Consider the following 18,628-nt stretch of genomic DNA (forward strand, 5'->3'; position numbering starts at 1 on the left):
GATGGGCTAGTTGTACGTGGGTTCAATAATGCGGACAGTGTGGTCCCGTCGTTGAATCCACGTCAAGTAAAGTGCGGGCATGGCCGCGAACCAGGGCGCGCGCACCCGCCGCCGGCTCAGTACCGAGGAGCGCCGAGAGCAGCTTCTCGCGGTCGGGGCGCGGCTGTTCTCGGAGAGTCCGTACGACGACGTGTGGATCGAGCAGGTCGCCGAGATCGCCGGTGTCTCGCGCGGGCTGCTGTACCACTACTTCCCGACCAAGCGCGATTTCTTCGCGGCCGTCGTCGAGCGGGAGAGCGGGCGCATGCTGCGGATGACCGCGGCCGTGCCCGGCGTTCCGGTGCGCGAACAGCTCACCGCGGGGCTCGACACCTTCCTGGAGTACGTCGAGGCCCACGCCCATGGCTACCGCGCCTTCCATCGGGCCGACGCGGCCGGCGACCAGGCCGTGCGCACGGTCTATCAACGCGCCCTCGCCGCCCAGGAGAAGCAGATCCTGGCGGCGATGGCGGCGGACCCGGAGTTCGGTCCGGCCGTCGAGCAGCGGCCAGAGGTCCGGGTCGCCGTGCGGGGGTGGCTGGCGTTCACCACCGCCGTCTGTCTGGAGTGGCTGAGGGGCTCGGACCTCTCCCGGGAGCAGGTGCGTGACCTGTGCGCCCGCGCTCTGCTCGGCGTCGTCACACCCTGAGGGTTTTCCCGTCCGTCGGCAAAGAGATCGCATCGGATCGGCGGGCCCGGTTGGCGTGCGGCTCGATCTTCGATAGGTTAGGTGAGCCTTACCTAAGGAGGAATGGGATGGGTGACAGCCAAGCCTGGGCAGCCGCGCCTTCCACCGCGGAACGCGCCCGCTCGGTGCTCGCCGCCGCGTGGTCCTGCGCGGTGACCGCGGAGGGCTGCCGCGAGGAGCTCGTCGGCGCGCACACCGTGACCGAGGACGGCCGTGTCCTGCTGGAAGTCCCGGAGGACAGCGCGCTCGTCACGGCGGCCGTCTGCGCTCCCCGCGGCGAGCCGTCGGCCGTCCTGGAGTTCGCCGACGTCGCCCCCGTGCCCGTACGCAACCGGATCCGCGCCCGGCTGTGGCTGTCCGGATGGTTCACGCCCGAGGACGGCAAACTCGCCTTCCAGGCCACCCGGGTGGTACTGCGGCAGCCGTCCGGCGCGCTGGTCGCCGACCTCGACGAGTTCGCCGCGGCGACGCCCGACCCGCTCGCCACCGCGGAGGCCCGGCTGCTCACCCATCTCGCCGACTGTCACCCCGACGCCGTCGAGCGGCTCACCCGCCTCGTCGAACCCGACAGCCTGCACGGCGCCGTGCGCGTCCAGCCCCTCGCCGTCGACCGGCACGGAGTGACGCTGCGCATCGAGCGCGCCCGCGCCCAGGCCGACGTACGACTGCCGTTCCACCGGCCCGCCGACGACATCGCACAGCTCACCGAACGCATGCACATCCTGCTCGCCCAGGCCAGTGCCGCATCGTGCCCCCGGGCGCTACAGCGGCAGCGCGCAGACGGCGACGGGTGACGCGAACGGCTCGCCCGTGAGGCGCAGTTCACCGCTCGCCTCGTCGACCCGGAAGACGCTGACGGTGCTCGACCGCTGATTCGCCGCGAACAGCAGGGCGCCGTCCGGTGAGAGGGCGATCTGCCGCGGGAAGTCCCCGGAGACCGGCACCGTGCCGAGCAGCCGGAGCCGGGCGCCGTCCGACTCCACCGCATAGCGCGCGAGGCTGTTGTGACCCCGGTTGGCGAGATACGCGAACCGGCCGTTCGGCGTCACCACCAGCTGCGCCGGGTAATTCGTGCCGGATCCCGTGCCCGTGGACTGCTCGTCACCGATCGTCAGCCGGCCGCTGTCCGGGTCGTACGCGCACACGGCGACGGTGTTGCCGACCTCGTTGGCCAGATAGGCGTACCTCCCGCCCGGGTAGAAGGTGAGATGGCGCGGCCCCGCACCCGGCTTGGTCCGTGCCCGCGCGACCGCCTCGAGCGTGCCCCTCTTCTCGTCGAGGCGGTAGCTGTGCACGGTGTCCGTGCCCAGGTCGACGGCGAGGACGTGGCCGCCGTCGGGGCTGGTGAGGAACTGGTGGGCGTGCGGGCCCTCCTGGCCCGGGCCGGGCGGCGGAGCGGAGTGCGTGACCAGGTCGGTGCGCTCGCCGAGCGCGCCCGAGTCGTCGATCGGGTGCACGACCACGCTGCCCGTGCCGTAGTTGGCGCTCAGCAGCCAGCGCCCGCCCGGATGCACCGAGAGGTGGCAGGGCGCCGCCCCGCCGGTGCCGCGGCTGCCCAGAATCCTGCGGTCGGAGAGACGGACGGCGGTGACCGCGCCGTCCTCGCGCTCGTCGACCGCGTACAGCGTGCGGCCGTTCGGGTGCAGCGCCAGATATGACGGATCGCCGACGCCCTTGATCGTCCCGGTCCCGGTGACACGGCCGCTGCCCGGGTCGTACGTGGCCAGCCCGATGCCCGTGCCGCCGCCCTCGACGGAGGTGTAGGTGCCGAGGTAGAGGGGGCGCGGGCCGGACGGCCCACGGCTCTCGGTGGGGGTGCCCGGCCGGGTCGCGGGCGTGGACGCTCCCGGAGCCGTCGCGTCTGCCGGGTCCGCCGGAGCGGGGGCGTCGTCGCAGGCCGTGGCCGTCGCAAGAGTCGCGCCGACGGCCGAGCCCGCGAGCGTTCCGACGAAACGGCGCCTGCTCAGCTCGCCACTGCCCATGTCCACACCTCAGGTCGTCGTCGTGGTCGCGACAGCAACCTTGGCGTGGATCACCCGGCGAGCGCAAGAACAGCAACAGCCGTTGCGCAGGGTGCAACGCTGCAAGGAGCTGCAATGAGCGGGGCTCAGGCGCCGGTCATCGGCCGGTCACCAGTCGCCGTCCGTCACCGGCTTCCCTGGTGCGTCCCCCAGCGGCGTCACCTGGCCCGGCGAGGGTGCCTGCCAGGGCTCGTGGTCGTCGCCGAGCCAGTCACCCACCGGCTGCACCGCCCCCAGCGTGTCCGTGGTGGCGAGGTCCTCGGCGTCCTGGTCGTAGTAGTCGAACCAGGGCAGCCCCGCCTGGGTGTACGCCGCCCGGTCCACCGGCGACGGCGGGGGAGCCTCGCCCGTGATCCGCCGCCACTCCGGCGGTGTCACCAGGTGGACGAAGATCCTGCCCGCCGGGCTGCCCGCCCAGTCCGACAGCGCACGGTCGTCCTCGTAGACCTCCTGACGCATCGAACCGCCGACGCCCAGACCCATGGCCGCGGCGGCCCGGCGCGGCGCACCCGCCGGTGCCGCGGCGGGCGCCGGGACCGAACCGGGGGCGGGCGGGGCGGCCATCGGCATGGCGCCTCCATAGCCACCGAACTGCGGCATGGCCCGCGCCCGCTCCGCCCGGCGCCGCTGCTCCTCCCGCCACCTGGCCAGCGGCTCCTCGCGCAACGCGAAGGACTGAAGCTGGACGCCGCCCCAGACCTCCTCGCCGGTGACCTGGCCCTCCACGGTCGCGCCCAGCCCCAGCGGCACCGCCACGAACTGGCGGACCGTGCCCTTGCCGGAATTGATGCCGTCCAGCCAGGGTTGCCGGGGCAGTGCGAGGTAGTTCTGCGGCTCGCGGGAGAGCCGGTCGCTCCACGGCTCGCCGGAGACCGCGCACACCTTGCCCACCCCGACCTGGAGGGCCGCCGGCTCCATCGTGCCGCCGAAGCTCAGCCACATCGCCTCTCGCAGATACACCGGCAGCATCACACCACCGTGCGCCCGCCACGCCTCGGGAACGGTGTCCGGGAAGTCCGCCACCCGGCGGACCGGGAACTCACCGAGTCCGGGCGGCAGCGGATGCGTGCCCGACTCCGGCAGCCGCAGCGTACGCATGAACCGCACCGCCACACCGCCCGGCAGCCGCAGGGTGTTTCCGTCGATCCGCACGGTGGTGTCGGCCATCGGCGCGCTCCTCGCATCCGCCGCCGGCCCCGTACCGGCGTCCTCTCACCGAGAACGTCCGCCCATCCCCGTACGGTTCCGCCACAGCTGCTCCTGCACGCCCATCCGCTCCCGCATCCTGGACAAGCCGGGCATCTTCACCCGCTGCTCCTGGGAGACGCGGTCCAGTTCCTCCAGCAGACGGCGCGAGCGGTGCTCGGTGTCGAGCTCGTCGAGAATCCGGTTCACCTCGGTCAGAACGGCACCGAACAGCTGCCAGTGCGGTGTCTCGCGCTCGGACTCGGCACGCAGCAGCGGGACGAGCTTGTCGCGGGTGCCGGCCGCCGTGCGCAGCTCGGCCCACAGCCGGGACTCCGCCGCGTCCGCGTTGCTGCTGACATGCGTGGTGACCAGCACCGAGAAGCTGACCACCGCGTCGGCGATCTCCGACAGCAGCTGCTCGATGGCGGCGCCCGTCTCCTTCTCGAACAGCGGCTCGGGCTCGCGGTCCTTCGCGAGGTCGGTGAGGGTGCGGGCGAGCACCCGCAGGACCACCGTGCAGATCTCCAGCGTGTCCAGCCCGGTGCGCAGCACCACGCGGTGCAGCAGGCTGTCGCGGACCCGCGGATTGAGGCGCAGGCTGTCCTCGGCCTGCCTCAGTGCCGCGTCCACCTCGATGATGTCGTGGTCGAGCCGGCGTGCCTCGTGCAGCCGGGCCGCGGCCTGCTCGAACGGCTGCCGGCCCGCGGCCTCCTCACCGATGCGCAGCATCAACTGCCGCAGCCGCCGGGCCAGTCCCTCCAGCGACTCGCCCGCTTCGTCCACCCAGACCGGGGGAGCGAGGAGCAGATTGAAGCCGAGCCCGACGACCGCACCGATCAGCGTCTCCAGGACCCGCGCCCACGCCGTGTCCCCGACTGTCGTGACGCCGAGGACCAGCATCGCGCTGATCGCCACTTCGGGCACGTACTCGTTGACCCGGACCAGGTGCCCGACCCCCAGCGCGGCCACGATCAGCAGGGCGAGGCTCCACCAGGTCAGACCGACCAGGAGGCTGAAGGCGATGGCGACCAGCACGCCGGCCACGACCGCGTTCACCCGGCGGATGCCGTTGGTGAGGGTGGCGTAGAAAGTGACCTGGACGACCAGCAGCGCGGTCAGGGGCGCGGTCAGCGGCGCGGCCTCGGGGCTCAGGCGCAGCGCGATGACGTAGGCGATCGTCGCCGCGGCGGCCGACCGCAGCGTCTGGACCACCACGGGGTCCCGGCGCAGCCTCGCGAGCCGCTCCCGCAGCGCGGGCCCCTCACGTACGTCTTGCATCCTCGGATCGTTCCCTTTCCACAGATGCCTCCGGCACACCGCTCGCGGAACGTAACGGTCCGCAAGGACCCCCAGATTGATCGCAGCGCCAGGTGTACGGCAAGGGGCCGTGCTGGTGATCGTCGACACCCGCGCGGGGCGGGCCGGTGCGGCCCGGGCCAGGCATGGGGGCAACCCTCGCCTTCACCCCGTGGGCGCCCTGAGCTCGGTACGGAGGACCACCGGATGGCCCCCGCCGGCGCGGAGAGCCGGCCTTGGATCATGCCTCGCCATCGGACCGGATCGGTACTGACCTTGTTCATCATCCTCGCCGCCCTGGCGACCGGCATCCCGGCCGCCGATGCCCGAGGAGCCACCAGGCCGTCGTGGTCAGACGCCGAGCTTGTCGAGGAAGGCGGACAGATTGGCCGTGGTCCGGGCGATCTGCTCCTGAAGCGTCAGGCTCTCCTCGAAGCGGCTGCCGGGCGCCGGGACCTTCTTGCCGCGGACGTAGAGGGAACACGCGAGATCCGTGCACATGTACAGACCCACCGAGTTGCCCTCGCGTCCGGCGGCGCCCGCCTTGCGCGCGGTCATCAGTGAAACGCCGCCGCCCGGATGGGTCGTGAGGCAGAGCGAGCACATGCTGCGGTGCAGAAATCCGCGCTGCGAGGACGGGAAGCGGAGGGTGACGCCCACCGGGCGGCCCTCCCGCTCGGTCACCAGATAGCTGCGGTCCGGAGCCCCCGGATCCCGCCAGCCCAGGAAGTCGAGGTCGTCCCAAGGGCGTTCGTCGAGATCGCGGGGCAGCGACAGGCGCTTGGCCTCCCCCTTGGAGCAGTTGATGAACGAGCCGCGGATGTCCTGCTCGGTGAATGACCTCATGGGGAGCCTCCAAGGGCTTGGGGGCGGCGCACACCGCAAACCTAGGGCCTCTAGGTTTACGGCTAGGTTAAGCAGTCGGCATGAGGGGTGCCAGTGAATTTCGGCGCAGTCGGCCTCACCTCGGGCCACCGACTTCCCGCGCGACGCGCTCCAGTCGGCGCCGGTGGTTCTCCCACCAGGCCCGATCGCCCGGCGGCAGGCTGTCGTTGCGCTGCGTATACCCGACGGCCCCGTCGATGAGCTCCCGCACGATGTCGGCGTGCCCGGCGTGACGCTGGGTATCGGAGATCACCCGCACCAGGAGGTGATGCAGCGTCACCTCTCGCCGATCCTCCGGCCACCACGGGACGTGGCCGGTCGCGTCGAGCGACAGCGTCGCGATCGTGCCGTCGGAGTGTTCCCACGCCCGGCGATACAGCGCGACGATCTCCTCGCGCGACTCGTCGGCCGTGGCCCACATGTCCGCGTTGGGTTCCGCGTCCTGCGTGTACCACCAGGGCGGTGGCTCCTCGTCGAAGAACGGCCGCCCGAACGTGTCCCCGAAGTACGCCAGCTCCACGCCGGCGACGTGCTTCACCAGCCCCAGCAGATTGGTGCCCGTGGGAGTCAGAGGGCGGCGGACGTCGTACTCCGAGAGCCCGTCGAGCTTCCACAGCAGGGCGTCCCGCCCGTCCTGCAGATAGCGCAGCAGATCCGCCTTCGGATTCGGTTCGATCATGCCGGGCAGTCTTCCACTCGGCGTTGTCGCCGTCGCCGGCGGAGTTCGAGGACGGACGCCGTAGCGCACGACCGCCGAAGGCCCCGTGGTTCACAATGGGGACGGTTCGCACGCTGGGCCGCAAGGCTGAGCAGAAGGGGGCCGCATGGCGGGGCGGAACGGGCGCACGGTACGGGACCTCAGACGGGGCAACCGTACGGCCGTGTTGCGGCGCCTCTACTTCGACGGCCCCCTCAGCCGCTTCGAACTCGGCCCGGCGACCGGCCTCAGCTCCGGTTCCGTCAGCAACGTCGTGGCCGAGCTGATCGCCGACGGCCTGGTCGAGGAGGCCGGCAGCGTCGACTCCGACGGCGGCCGGCCCCGCATCCTGCTGCGGGTGACCCCCGAGAGCGGACACATGATCGGCGTCGATGTCGGCGAGACCCGGGTGCGGATCGGCCTGTTCGACCTGACCCTCACCGAACTCGCCCGCGCCGAACGGCCGTTGGCGCAGCACGGGTACGACGTGGACGGCATCGTCGGCCATGTGCGCGACGGGATCGCCGAGGTGCTCGGGGAGGCCGGCGTCCCGGCCGAGCGCCTGCTCGGCGTGGGCGTCGGCGTCCCCGGGATCGTGGAGGAGCTCCCGGAGCTCGGTGCCGTGGTGCACGGGCAGACGGTCGGCTGGGACGCGGTGGAGCTGGAGCGGCTGCTGCGCGAGGGGTCGCCGCTCCCGGACGCGGTGCCGTACTTCATCGACAACGGCGCCCGGACCCTCGGCCAGGCCGAGATGTGGTTCGGCGGCGGACGCGGCGCCGAGAGCGCGGTCGTCGTCCTGTTCGGCTCCGGAGTCGGCGCCGGCCTGGTGACCCCCGAGGTCGAGCACGGGCGAGCCGTCGAATGGGGGCATCTGACGGTACGGGTCAGGGGGCGCCGCTGCCGTTGCGGCGCGCTCGGCTGTCTGGAGGCGTACGCCGGCGCCGCCTCGCTGATCGAGCGCTGGCGCGAAGCGGGCGGGAACGTGCCGGAGAACGCCGACGAGGAGAGCGCGCTCGCGGCGATGCTGGCCGGGGCGTATCCGGCCGAGGGCGCGGCGGGCGACGCGACGACACTGGCCGTGCTGGAGGAGACGGCCGAGTACGTGGGCGCGGGCCTGTCCGACCTGATCAACCTCTTCCAGCCCGAGCGCATCCTGATCGGCGGCTGGGCCGGCCTGCGGCTCGGCGCCCGCCTCCTGCCCGAGATACGCCGCCACGCGGCCTCGTACGCCCTGCGGCACCCGACCTGGAAGGTCACCGTCGACCTGGGCCGACTCGGCCCGGACGCGGGGACCGTCGGTGCCGCGATCCTGCCGCTCGCCGACTTCTTCGCCCGCGGCGGACGACGCGCCGAATCCGTACCCGAGAGTCCGCCGCCGGCCTGGCGCACGGCACTGTCGGAGCGGGTGCCGCACTGAGGTTTCGCCGCCGGTCGCGGCGGTACTCGCGGGGCCTTCGAACGGCCTCGGACGAGGCGAGGGAGGAGTGACATGGCCGACGACCGCCACGAGACGCCGGGCCAGACCGCCGACCCGATACCGCGCGACATGCCGGACCAGCAGGCGACGGCCGGGGAGGATCCCTGGGAGATACCCGTCGGGCCCGCAGACGACCGCAAAGAGCCGGACGACGTGCCCGACACGGACGAGTCAGGCACGGGCCGCCAGGGAGCGCCGCAGTCGGGCACGGTCCATCCCGAGCATCCGACACCCGAGGAGCCGAGCGACTGAACGCCGCGCAGGCGCCCCGACCCCGGCCGCAGGGCCGGGACGCCGTCGCGCCCGCCTCCCTCGCTTCACCGGCCCTACGGCTGGTGACGGCGCTCTCGCAGGGAGGGGCCGAATGCGGGCGGCGCGACGCCGGCGGCCTCGATCGCGCGCTCCCTTCATGCCCGAGCCGCGCAGTCGGCGGCACGACGGCGCCGCGGCGCACGGGCGACAGCCGACTTACGCCCCTCACGGCGACCACCGACTTACGGGCCTCACGTGCCCCTCGACGACGTGCCGCGACCAACCCGGGCCTGCGGCCCCGGGGCGCGGGGCACCCCGGGCGGGCGACACCTGGGGCTCGGCTCCGGTGTGGGAGGCTCCCGCGTGCGGAGGCACCGGAGGCTCCGCACGGGCCGTCAGCCGGCCTCGCTGCCCCGAGACGTCAGCCCACCTTGCTGCCCCGCATCGGTTCCGTCGCCTCGCCCTCGCCGCGCCGCATGCCCAGCAGGAACTCCTCCAGTACCTCGGGCGCGGTCCGTTGCGGGCGCCAGCCGAGCTCCGTACGCGCGCGGGTGCAGTCCATCAGCGGCAGTCGGAGGACCGCGTCGAAGAGATGCGGGGAAGCGGGCAGCAGATGCAGCCCCCATGCCGCGGCGATCGCCGAGCGGGCTGCCGTACGCGGCAGCCGGACCCGGCGGGAGCCGAGCATCCTGCCCAGCAGATCCGCGTCGACCGCCGGCTCGGCGGCGAGGTTGAACGCGCCGCGCACATCGGACTTCACGGCGAGCTGATACGCCCTGGCCGCGTCGTCGGTGTGCAGGGCCTGCACCCGCAGGCCCGGAATGTCGGGCAGGAACGGCAGCAGCTCCGGGCGGGCCAAATGACCCGGCAGGAAACGGCCGCCGAAGATGCGGCGCTGCTCGCTCGCCGACTCCCGTTTGAACAGGAAGGCCGGCCGCATCCGCACCACCCGCATCCTGGGATGGGCCCGGTCGAAGGCGTCCAGCGCCCGTTCCAGATAGGCCTTCTCGCGGCAGTACGCGGCATCGGGCCAGCCGTGTGTCGGCCACGACTCGTCCACGGCGTGGTCCTTCGGCCCGGGCGAGTACGCGCCGACCGAGGAGGCGTGGACGAGCGTCGGCACCTTCGCCGTTGCTGCCGCCTCGAACACACGGATGCTGCCCAGTACGTTCGTCCGCCAGGTCATCGCCGGATCATGCGTGGGCTGGAACGCCCAGGCCAGATGGATGACGGCCGAGGCGCCTTCGAAGAGGCTCCTCGAATCGGCCTGCGCGGACGCCAGGTCGACGGCGGCCCACTCCGTCTTCGCCGGTGACCATTCGGGAATCCGGCGGGCCAGCCCCAGCACGGAGCCGACGTCCGGATCCTCCGACAGCAGCCGGACCACGCTCGTTCCGACGTTGCCGGTGGCGCCGGTGACCACGATCCTGCGAGGCGGTTCGCTGCTCACCTGCGGCTCCTCTCGACGGCGGGGACGGGAGCCCCGAGTACCCCTGCGGGGCCGCCCGCACGCTCCGCCGCCGCGCGTCAGGCGGCGAACGCGTCCACGCCCGTCAGCTCGGCCGACAGCCGCCACAGACGCGCTGCCTCGTCCGGGTCGGTCGCCCAGCCCTTGACGCCGGTGCGCTCGCCGCCACCAGGGGCGGGCTCGGCGATGTCGCAGTCCTCCAGGTAGACCCCGCCCAAGCCGTTCAGCTGGGGCGATGTCGCCGCCCACACCTGGGTGGCCGCGCCCTGCGCGGGGCTCTTGAAGCCCTCCGGGTTGAGCGGGTTGCCCTGCTCGTCGATCCAGCCGCGCTCCACCATCTCCGCCGTCGCGAGGTGGCGCTGCAACGGGGTGAGGATGCCGCCCGGGTGGAGCGCGAACGCCCGTACGCCGCGGTCGGCGCCGAGCTTGTCGAGGTGCACGGCGAACAGGACGTTCGCCGTCTTCGCCTGCCCGTACGCCTGCCACTTGTCGTAGCCGTGCCGCCAGTGGACGTCGTCCCAGCGCATGCCGTGCAGGTGGTGGCCCTGGGAGGACACCGAGACCACGCGGGCGCCCCCGGGCTCGATCGCCGGCCACAGGCGGTTGACCAGGGCGAAGTGGCCGAGGTGGTTGGTGGCGAACTGCGCCTCCCAGCCGGGCCCCACCCGGGTCTCGGGGCAGGCCATGATGCCGGCGCTGTTGATCACGATGTCGACGGTGCGTCCGGTGGCGAGGAACCGCTCGGCGAAGCGGCGCACGCTGTCCTGGTCGCCGAGGTCCAGCTCGTCGACCTCGACGCCGGCGAGGCCGGTCAGCGCCTCTTCCGCGGTGGCCCGGCGACGGGCGGGGACGACGACCTGGGCGCCGGCCTCGGCGAGCGCCCTGGTGGTTTCGAGGCCGAGGCCGGAGTAGCCGCCGGTGACGATCGCGAGCCGTCCGGTGAGGTCGATGCCGTGCAGGACGTCGGCGGCGGTGCTCGTGGCACCGAAGCCCGAGCCGATCTTGTGCTGTGCAGTGCTCATGCCGGGAACGCTACGAATTGAAGCGCTCTCGAAGTCAAGCCACGCGGGCCGACGGGACGAGGAAGAGGAGGAGCCCCGACCGGACGGGGGATTCCGGCCGGGGCGGTCACGGGCGGCCCGGAACGCCTGCCTGGGGGCTGTCGGCCTGGGGGCTGGGACCGGGGCTGTCGGCCAACGGGCTGTCGGCCAGGCTCGCCAGGAGATGGGCCGGATCGTCGTAGATCGCCTGCGCGCCCGCCTCCAGCAGATCGGCGCGGGGGATCCCGCCGCACAGGACGCCCACACAGCGCACACCGGCCCGCGTCCCGGCCCGCATGTCCCACACGGTGTCGCCGACGAACACCGCGCGCTCGGCGGGCACCCCGGCCAGTTCCAGGGCGTGCTCGACGGGCTCCGCTGCGGGCTTGCCCTTCTCGACGTCGTCGGCGCTCGCGGTGGCCGCGATCGCGTCGTCCGCGGCGATGGCCCGGCGCAGCGCGGACAGTTCCGCGCCCCCGGCCGAGGTCGCGAGCACGACACGCCAGCCCTCCCGGTCGAGGCGGCGCAGCAGCAGCCCCGCGTCCCGCAGCGGGGGCAGCCGGTCGAAGTACTGGCCGTACAGCGCCTTGTGGGCGGCGCTCAGTTCCGCGTCGCGGTCCTTGTCCCGGTCGTCACCGAGGAGGTGAGCGATCAGGTCGGTGGAGCCGAGGCCGACGGCCCGGTGGATGTCGTGCATGGGCACCCGGTGGCCCGCCTGCCGGAGCGCCTCCCACCAGGTCGTCACATGGAGGTGGTTGGTGTCGACGAGGGTGCCGTCGACGTCGAACACGGCCGCCCGTTCCATGTGCCGTCCCTTCCTCCCGCTCGTGTGAGTCATCGCCGCACGAGTACCACGTCAGGCACCGGCCACTCGGGACGGTGTCCGGCCCTCGTGGGTCCAGGCCAGCAGTTCCTCCAGGTCCCAGGTGGTCACCACCCGTTCGGCCGGTATCCCGCACTCCTCCGCGCGGGCGCAGCCGAGGATCTGCCAGTCCAGCTGGCCGGGCGCGTGTGCGTCGGTGTCGACGGAGAACAGCACGCCCGCGTCCAGGGCGCGGCGCAGCAGCCGGCGCGGCGGGTCCAGCCGCTCCGGGCGACTGTTGATCTCCACCGCCGTGCCCGACTCGGCGCAGGCGGCGAACACCTCGTCCGCGTCGAACTGCGACTCCGGCCGCCCCCGCCCGGTCACCAGCCTGCCCGTGCAGTGCCCCAGGACGTCCGCGTGCGGATCGCGTACGGCCCGCACCATGCGCCGGGTCATGGAGCGGGCGTCCATGCGCAGCTTGGAGTGCACGGACACCACCACCACGTCCAGTCGGTCCAGCAGCTCCGGCTCCTGGTCGAGGGAGCCGTCCTCGAGGATGTCGCACTCGATTCCGGTGAGCAGCCGGAACGGGGCCCAGGTCTCGTTCAGCCCGGCCACCACGTCCAGCTGCCGGCGCAGCCGCTCGGGCGAGAGGCCACGGGCCACGGTCAGTCGCGGCGAGTGGTCGGTGAGCGCGGCCCATTCATGGCCGAGCTCCGCCGCGGTCCTGCCCATCTCCTCGATCGGGCTGCCGCCGTCCGACCAGTCGGAGTGCAGATGGCAGTCCCCGCGCAGCAGCGCCCGCAGCCCCGCGCCCGCCCGGTTCTCCGGTGCGGTGGCCTCCGCCTCCAGTTTCTCCAGATAGCCCGGTGTCCCGCCGGCCAGTGCCTCACGAGCCACCTGGGCGGTCTTCGGGCCGACGCCCTTGAGGGACTCCAGCGACCCGGCCTCCGCCCGCTCGCGCACCTCCTCCTCGGGCAGCTCGGCCAGCACGCGGGCCGCGGTGCGAAAGGCCCGGACGCGATAGGTCGGCGCCAGGGCCCGCTCCAGCAGGAACGCGATCCGCTCCAGGGCCTCGACCGGGTCCATCGCCACCTCCCCCTCCAGAGTTCCCCAGGAGCCGGGGGACCGCACGACGGACGCAGGGGGGTTGGCCGGTGCATGCCAGGGCGGCGGCGGCCGGGGCCGGAGCCTCGACGTACCGCCGCCTTGAGGGAACCGTTGACGCGGGTTGCGCTCTACGCTCTATGCATGACCGAAATCGCGAGCCCGCACATGTCACACCCGCGGATCATGGTGCTCGGGGTTCAGCCGGGTACGCCGCCCTTCCGCATCATGGAGATCGACGGTGTGGTCGTCGGTATGGCCAAGACCGTCACCGACGTCCTGGAGACCGCCGCCGCCTTCGGTATCACGGTCCACGACCTCGACGATCCGGACGTGGTCCGCTGGGTCGGCGGAGACAAGTTCACCTGGCGCCACCACTAGGGCCTGTCGCCCGGATCATGCGGGCGCGTCGCGGGCCGGTTCGGCCGGGTCAGCCGACCGTCCATTTCTGGTTGCCGCCGCCCGTGCAGGTCCAGATCTGCAACCGGGTGCCGTTCGCCGAGTCGTTGCCGGTCACGTCGAGGCATTTGTCGGCCTGCGGATTGACGATGTCGCGCGCGCCGGTGACCGTCCATCTCTGGTTGGGGCCGCCGGTGCAGTCCCACAGCTGCACGGCCGTGCCGTCCGCCGTGCCGTTGCCCGTCACGTCCAGGCATTTGCCGAGCGCCCGGAGCGTGCCGTCCGAGCCCGCCGTCCAGCGCTGCGCGGCCGTGCCCTTGCAGTCGTACAGCTGTACGGGTGTGCCGTTGGCGGGGTTCGCCCCGGCCACGTCGACGCACTTGCCGGCCAGGCCCCTGATCGCGCTGCCGATCGGGCTGTCGCCCGTGGTCACCGAGACATGGTCCACCAGCAGTTGCTGCGGGAAGACGGTGGAGCCGTCCGGGTCGCCGGGCCAGTAACCGCCGACCGCGAGGTTGAGGATCAGGAAGAACGGCTTGTTGAAGACCCACTGCCTGCCGCCGAGGTCGGCGGGCGTGCGCCGCTGGTAGACGTTTCCGTCCACGGACCAGGTGATGGAGTCCGGCGCCCAGTCGACGGCGAAGGTGTGGAACGCGTCGGCGAACGCCTGCCCGTTCGGGAGGGAGTAGGCCGCTCCGATACCGCCCGAGCCCGAGTAGCCGGGGCCGTGGAGGGTGCCGTGCACGGTCGAGGGCTCGAAGCCGACGTTCTCCATGATGTCGATCTCGCCCGAGTCGGGCCAGTTGACCGGGGTGCCGAGCATCCAGAACGCGGGCCACATGCCCTGCCCGCGCGGCACCTTCATCCGCGCCTCGATGTGACCGTACTGCGCGGTGAACTTCCCGGCGGTGTTCAGCCGGGCCGAGGTGTACTGGCAGGTGCCGTACCAGCACTGGTAGTTGGCGGGGTTCTCGCGCCGGGCCGTGATGACCAGACGGCCCTGCCCGTCCAGGGCCGCGTTCTTGGTGCCGGACGTGTAGTACTGCCGCTCATGGTTGTTGACGTTGTCGCCGGTCTCGATCTGCCACTTCGAGGCATCGACCGCGGCCCCTGCAGGCCCGTCGAAGGTGTCGGAGAACGTCACCGCGGCGGCTGCGGCGGCTGCGTCGTCCGGCGGCTCCGCCTGCGCCGGGCCGATCGCGGCGGACGCGACCAGCACGGCCGACAGCGCGGTGAGAAGAGCGGTGCGGAGCAGGCGTGGGGAGGCCATCGTGCTCCCTTCCATGCGGCGGCCCGTGCGGGACGGGGTGCGCCGGCCGAGGTGGGGGGTGAAGGCGTCGCCACTTGATTTAAGGAGTGAGGTAAGGGGCCGTCAATACCTTGGTACGGACCAGAACTCGAGTGTCCGGAACTCGGCGCGGGATCGCCCCACCCGGCATGGCTCGTCCGCTGCCGAAGAGTCGTGTTCCTAGGCTTCTCGCCATGAACGCCGCACACATCGGTGAACTGCTCGCCATCCTGGGCGCGGGCATGGCCGCCGGTGCCGTCAACGCCGTCGTCGGCTCGGGGACGCTGATCTCGTTCCCGGTGCTGCTGGCGACCGGCCTGCCGCCCGTCACCGCCACGGTCTCCAACGCGCTCGGCCTGATCCCCGGATCGATCAGCGGGGCCATCGGCTACCGCGAGGAGCTGCGCGGTCAGCGCCGGCGCCTGCTGAAGTGGGGCGCCGGCGCCGCACTCGGCGGGCTCAGCGGCGCCACACTGCTCCTCGCCCTGCCCGCCTCGGCGTTCGAACGGATCGTGCCGGTCCTGGTGGGCCTCGCCCTCGTGCTGGTCGTCCTCCAACCGCTGCTCAGCAAGAAGCTGAGCAGCCGCCGGGCACGGAAGGGAAAGACGCCACGCCCAGACGGCGGGCCCCTGCTGCTCGCCGGACTGACCCTGGCCAGCGTCTACGGCGGCTACTTCGCGGCCGCCCAGGGCATCATCTACGTCGCCCTGATGGGCATGCTCGTCGAAGACAGCCTGCAACGCCTCAACGGGGCCAAGAACGTGCTCGTCGCGGTGGTGAACTCCGTGGCAGCGCTGTTCTTCCTCGTCGCCGCTCAGTTCGACTGGACGGCCGTGGGCCTCCTCGCGATCGGGTCCGCGGCCGGCGGCCTCCTGGGAGCCAGGACCGGCCGCCGGCTGCGCCCCGCGGTCTTGCGCGCGTTCATCGTGGTCGTCGGCACGATGGCCATCGTCCAGCTGGTGCTGCGTTAGGCCTTGGCGGGGCGAGAGCCCCGGGCGTGCACCACGCGGCTCAGCCGCCGGCCCAGCAGGAGGTAGCCGATCAGGGCGCCGGTGGTGTTGAGGATGACGTCGTCGATGTCGAAGGCGCGCCCCGTCACCAGGGCACCCTGCGCGAACTCGACCAGGAGCATGACGGTCGCCGTCAGCAGCAGGACGCGAAGGACACCGCGCGTTCGTGGCGCGACGACCGGAACGAGGATGCCGAACGGGACACCCAGCAGCAGATTGCCCCCGATCTGCTTGACGGCGTCGCGGAGTTCGGGCTGGTCCAGATAGGCCCGCAGGGAACTGCCCGGCTGCAGGTTGGTGTGCGTCAGCGCCTCGGACGCGGGGGAGGGCTGCAAGGTGAGCTTCGCCAGCACGACGGCGAAGGCGACCATGAACGCGAAGGCGCACAGCATCGCCAGGAGACGGGCCAGGAAGCGCAGGGGACTTCGCCCGGGCCGCGAGGTGCGCGCGGAGGTGGCGGAGCGTTCGGACTCGGCCGTGCGTCCGGACTTCCCGGTGCGTCCCAGCCTGGCACCGAGTCCGGTCCTGGCGGAGCCTCCCGCCCTTGCGCGGCCCGTGGACCTGGCCGCGCCCCGCGACTTCGAACCGCCTGCGAACTTCGTCGCCTCGCGCCACTTCGCGCTCAGCGCCGACTTGAGGGAACCCGCTGCTGTCGAGCCCCCCGCGGACTTCGCTCCTCCTGCCGCCTTGGCGGCACCTCGGGGTTTGGGAGTGCCGGGGTGCAACGCGGTACGCGAACGTGCGGTCCCACCGGCCATGCGATCCTCCAGTCTTCAACGTCTCTTCGTGGTACGCCGTTTACCCCGGCACCGCGTCGAGATGCCCACCGCGTCCAGCCCGGTGCCACAGCCGGCCACGTTTCCCGTCACGCTGTCCGGGCACTCCGGGCGGAGGCTGCGCGCGCCGCCGCCGCGACCGTCGTGCTGGGCGGGGGCGTGGGCGCCACCCTGCGGGGTCTCGCCACCGGACCGCCGCGGCGCAGGGTCGTCGCCCCGAACCTGTCCACAGCACCGGTCTGCCCCGGACTGCTCCTACTCGCCCAAGGCCACGACCGCCCCGCCCACGTCGACCCCGCCCTCGTCCTCGCCCTGCTCGGCCCCGTGAGCCCCCCTGCTCGGGGCGCTGGCCCTGCCGGGTCTGCTGTCGTAGGGGAGCAGAGTTCAGGCCCCGTACGTCACCTTCACCTCCTTGAAGCCGAGGGAGTGCAGCAGGCCCTTCAGCATGGCCGTCGTATTGGTCTCGGCGCGTGCGGTCAGCTCGCTCTCCTTCGCCGCGTCACCGATGTGCTTCACCGCCAGTTTCTGCACGGCCTGTTCGCTGTTCGGGTTGTCCGAGAAGAGATCGCCGAGCCGGTCGAGGAGGCCACGCTCCTTGGACACGGCGTAGGAGCGATCCGGGTCGAGGGACGGTTTGCCGAGGGCGGCGTGCGGCAGTCGGAGCGTGGCGGACGTACGGTCGTCGTCGACCGAGACGTCGTCCTCGCCGATACTCCCGAGGTCGACATAGGCGTCCACCGTGCCCGCGCCGACGTACAGCGTGCGGGAGCCGCGGATCGCGTCGGGCAGGAATTTGGCGTCCTTCTCCAGATCCACGACGATCTGGAAGTTGCCGGAGGCGGCGTCGTAGCGGCTCATGTCCTGGATGGACTGGAGCAGTGCGGGACCCGAGCGGTCATGGGTCTCGGTGCCGAACAGGTCCTTGAGACCGGGGATCAGACTGAACCGTATCCCGGCGAACAAAACCACGAGCACGATCACCAGGGCGCTCACCGCCTTCGCCCAGCCGGGCACGCGCCTGTTGATGCGTTTGATGGGAGTCGTCATGTCGACGTCCCTCCTTCCCTGCGCTTCGGATACCCCCAAACGCCGCGCAGGATCTGAGGCTTGGCCGATTGCCGTCCCCGGTCGACGCCGCGGGCCTTCGCCTTCAGAGTGAGACTCAACGTTTCTGCCGAGGTCAGTAGCATGAACCCGCCACCCGGAATGATCATGCGAGGAGCGGATCGTGCGAGAGATCGCCGTGTTCAGCGGTAGTGCCCACCCCGAACTGGCGGCGGAGGTCTGCGCGCACCTGGGGGTGCCGCTCAGCCCCAGCCGGGTCAGCCGGTTCGCCAACGACTGCCTTCAGGTGCAGCTCCAGGCCAACTGCCGGGAGCGCGACGTCTTCCTGATCCAGCCGCTGGTCCGGCCGGTCCAGGAGCACCTGGTCGAGCTGCTGCTGATGTGCGACGCCGCCCGCGGGGCGTCCGCCCGCCGGATCACCGTCGTCATGCCGCACTACTCCTACGCCCGCTCCGACAAGAAGGACGCCCCCCGCATCTCTCTCGGCGGCCGGCTCGTCGCCGACCTGATGGTGGCCGCCGGGGCGAGCCGCGTCCTCGCCATGACCCTGCACGCCCCCCAGGTGCACGGCTTCTTCACGGTGCCGGTCGACCACCTGCACGCGCTGCGTGAACTCGCCGCGCACTTCAGGCAGTACGACCTCTCGCGCACGACCGTCGTCTCCCCGGACCTCGGCAACGCCAAGGAGGCCGCCGCGTTCGCGCGGATGATCGGCGCCCAGGTGGCCGCGGGAGCCAAGCAGCGGTTCGCGGACGACCGGGTCAGCATCAACTCCGTCATCGGCGAGGTGACCGACCGGGACGTCATCGTCCTGGACGACGAGATCGCGAAGGGCAGCACCGTCCTCGAACTGCTCGACCGGCTGCGGGAGCTGGGCCCGAGGTCGATCCGCGTCGCCTGCACCCACGGGCTGTTCGCGTCCGGCGCGCTGAAGCGGATCGGTGAGCAACCCGATGTCATGGAGATCGTGTGCACCAACACCGTGCCGGTCCCGGCCGAGGAGCGCACCGACAAGCTGCGGATCCTCTCCATAGCCCCGGCCCTCGCCGAGGCGGTGCGCCGCATTCACAACGGTGAGTCCGTCAGCGCCCTGTTCGACGCGCCCGGTGGTGAGTAGCGGAGCGTGC

At 72.1% G+C, this 18,628-nt stretch carries 19 protein-coding genes and 1 pseudogene; 8 read left to right on the forward strand and 12 right to left on the reverse strand.

Features of this window, described 5'->3' with window-relative positions:
* The first annotated feature begins 79 nt into the window (after positions 1–79).
* Together ACHBTE_RS19880 and ACHBTE_RS19885 are read left to right on the forward strand one after the other, a co-directional pair.
* A complete protein-coding gene (locus tag ACHBTE_RS19880) occupies positions 80–688 on the forward strand; it encodes a TetR/AcrR family transcriptional regulator (protein WP_394725309.1) in 609 nt (202 codons plus the stop codon).
* A 107-nt stretch (positions 689–795) separates the two neighbouring features.
* Entirely contained in the window at positions 796–1,521 is a 726-nt protein-coding gene (locus ACHBTE_RS19885; RefSeq protein WP_394725310.1) for a DUF2470 domain-containing protein, read from the forward strand.
* On the opposite strand, the gene ACHBTE_RS19890 is transcribed toward ACHBTE_RS19885, so the two are convergent.
* The 5 genes from ACHBTE_RS19890 to ACHBTE_RS19910 form a co-directional block, all read right to left on the reverse strand.
* The gene (locus tag ACHBTE_RS19890; protein ID WP_394725311.1) at positions 1,489–2,709 is read right to left on the reverse strand and encodes a lactonase family protein; all 1,221 of its coding nucleotides are present in this window, start codon (positions 2,707–2,709) and stop codon (positions 1,489–1,491) included. The two genes, ACHBTE_RS19885 and ACHBTE_RS19890, sit on opposite strands and share 33 nt — an antisense overlap.
* A gap of 147 nt (positions 2,710–2,856) precedes the next feature.
* Entirely contained in the window at positions 2,857–3,915 is a 1,059-nt protein-coding gene (locus ACHBTE_RS19895; protein ID WP_394725312.1) for a hypothetical protein, read from the reverse strand.
* A 45-nt stretch (positions 3,916–3,960) separates the two neighbouring features.
* Positions 3,961–5,214, reverse strand: a complete 1,254-nt coding sequence (locus tag ACHBTE_RS19900; protein WP_394725313.1) for an aromatic acid exporter family protein — start codon at positions 5,212–5,214, stop codon at positions 3,961–3,963.
* A 369-nt stretch (positions 5,215–5,583) separates the two neighbouring features.
* Positions 5,584–6,078, reverse strand: a complete 495-nt coding sequence (locus ACHBTE_RS19905) for an FBP domain-containing protein (RefSeq protein ID WP_394725314.1) — start codon at positions 6,076–6,078, stop codon at positions 5,584–5,586.
* A 115-nt stretch (positions 6,079–6,193) separates the two neighbouring features.
* Positions 6,194–6,796 (reverse strand): DinB family protein, encoded by a 603-nt coding sequence (locus ACHBTE_RS19910; protein WP_394725315.1) that lies wholly within the window; start codon positions 6,794–6,796, stop codon positions 6,194–6,196.
* A 145-nt stretch (positions 6,797–6,941) separates the two neighbouring features.
* Between ACHBTE_RS19910 and ACHBTE_RS19915 the strand changes: the two genes are divergently transcribed.
* Together ACHBTE_RS19915 and ACHBTE_RS19920 are read left to right on the forward strand one after the other, a co-directional pair.
* On the forward strand, positions 6,942–8,231 hold the full coding sequence (locus tag ACHBTE_RS19915) for an ROK family protein (protein ID WP_394725316.1): 1,290 nt from the start codon (positions 6,942–6,944) through the stop codon (positions 8,229–8,231).
* 72 nt (positions 8,232–8,303) lie between these two features.
* Complete coding sequence (locus ACHBTE_RS19920; protein WP_394725317.1) at positions 8,304–8,543, forward strand: hypothetical protein; 240 nt, start codon at positions 8,304–8,306, stop codon at positions 8,541–8,543.
* A 421-nt stretch (positions 8,544–8,964) separates the two neighbouring features.
* On the opposite strand, the gene ACHBTE_RS19925 is transcribed toward ACHBTE_RS19920, so the two are convergent.
* The 4 genes from ACHBTE_RS19925 to ACHBTE_RS19940 all read right to left on the reverse strand — a co-directional run bounded on the left by ACHBTE_RS19925 (position 8,965) and on the right by ACHBTE_RS19940 (position 12,945).
* Positions 8,965–9,993, reverse strand: a complete 1,029-nt coding sequence (locus ACHBTE_RS19925) for an SDR family oxidoreductase (RefSeq protein ID WP_394725318.1) — start codon at positions 9,991–9,993, stop codon at positions 8,965–8,967.
* A gap of 77 nt (positions 9,994–10,070) precedes the next feature.
* Entirely contained in the window at positions 10,071–11,033 is a 963-nt protein-coding gene (locus tag ACHBTE_RS19930; protein ID WP_394725319.1) for an SDR family NAD(P)-dependent oxidoreductase, read from the reverse strand.
* 106 nt (positions 11,034–11,139) lie between these two features.
* Complete coding sequence (locus ACHBTE_RS19935; protein ID WP_394725320.1) at positions 11,140–11,856, reverse strand: HAD family hydrolase; 717 nt, start codon at positions 11,854–11,856, stop codon at positions 11,140–11,142.
* A 51-nt stretch (positions 11,857–11,907) separates the two neighbouring features.
* Positions 11,908–12,945: a PHP domain-containing protein gene (locus ACHBTE_RS19940; protein WP_394725321.1), complete on the reverse strand. Its 1,038-nt coding sequence runs from the start codon at positions 12,943–12,945 to the stop codon at positions 11,908–11,910.
* Between the two features lie 162 nt (positions 12,946–13,107).
* Between ACHBTE_RS19940 and ACHBTE_RS19945 the strand changes: the two genes are divergently transcribed.
* Positions 13,108–13,344 carry a hypothetical protein gene (locus ACHBTE_RS19945; RefSeq protein ID WP_394725322.1) on the forward strand — a complete coding sequence of 79 codons (237 nt, stop codon included), beginning with the start codon at positions 13,108–13,110 and terminating at the stop codon, positions 13,342–13,344.
* 49 nt (positions 13,345–13,393) lie between these two features.
* Here the strand turns inward: ACHBTE_RS19945 and ACHBTE_RS19950 are convergent, their stop codons facing one another.
* A complete protein-coding gene (locus ACHBTE_RS19950; RefSeq protein ID WP_394725323.1) occupies positions 13,394–14,632 on the reverse strand; it encodes an RICIN domain-containing protein in 1,239 nt (412 codons plus the stop codon).
* Between the two features lie 212 nt (positions 14,633–14,844).
* On the opposite strand from ACHBTE_RS19950, the gene ACHBTE_RS19955 reads away from it, so the two are divergent.
* Positions 14,845–15,621: a sulfite exporter TauE/SafE family protein gene (locus ACHBTE_RS19955; protein WP_394725324.1), complete on the forward strand. Its 777-nt coding sequence runs from the start codon at positions 14,845–14,847 to the stop codon at positions 15,619–15,621.
* Here the strand turns inward: ACHBTE_RS19955 and ACHBTE_RS19960 are convergent.
* Positions 15,618–16,079 (reverse strand): VanZ family protein, encoded by a 462-nt coding sequence (locus ACHBTE_RS19960; RefSeq protein WP_394725391.1) that lies wholly within the window; start codon positions 16,077–16,079, stop codon positions 15,618–15,620. The genes ACHBTE_RS19955 and ACHBTE_RS19960 overlap by 4 nt on opposite strands.
* Positions 16,080–16,580: 501 nt before the next feature.
* Between ACHBTE_RS19960 and ACHBTE_RS19965 the strand changes: the two are divergent.
* Positions 16,581–16,763 (forward strand): annotated as a pseudogene (locus tag ACHBTE_RS19965) (MrpF/PhaF family protein); the annotation flags it as partial.
* Between the two features lie 57 nt (positions 16,764–16,820).
* On the opposite strand, the gene ACHBTE_RS19970 reads toward ACHBTE_RS19965, so the two are convergent.
* A complete protein-coding gene (locus tag ACHBTE_RS19970; protein ID WP_394725325.1) occupies positions 16,821–17,483 on the reverse strand; it encodes a DUF4230 domain-containing protein in 663 nt (220 codons plus the stop codon).
* A gap of 181 nt (positions 17,484–17,664) precedes the next feature.
* Here ACHBTE_RS19970 and ACHBTE_RS19975 point away from each other — a divergent pair, with 181 nt between their 5' ends.
* Positions 17,665–18,618, forward strand: a complete 954-nt coding sequence (locus tag ACHBTE_RS19975) for a ribose-phosphate diphosphokinase (protein ID WP_394725326.1) — start codon at positions 17,665–17,667, stop codon at positions 18,616–18,618.
* Positions 18,619–18,628 lie beyond the last annotated feature (10 nt).

It is taken from the genome of Streptomyces sp. M41 (assembly GCF_043673425.1).
Classification (GTDB): domain Bacteria; phylum Actinomycetota; class Actinomycetes; order Streptomycetales; family Streptomycetaceae; genus Streptomyces.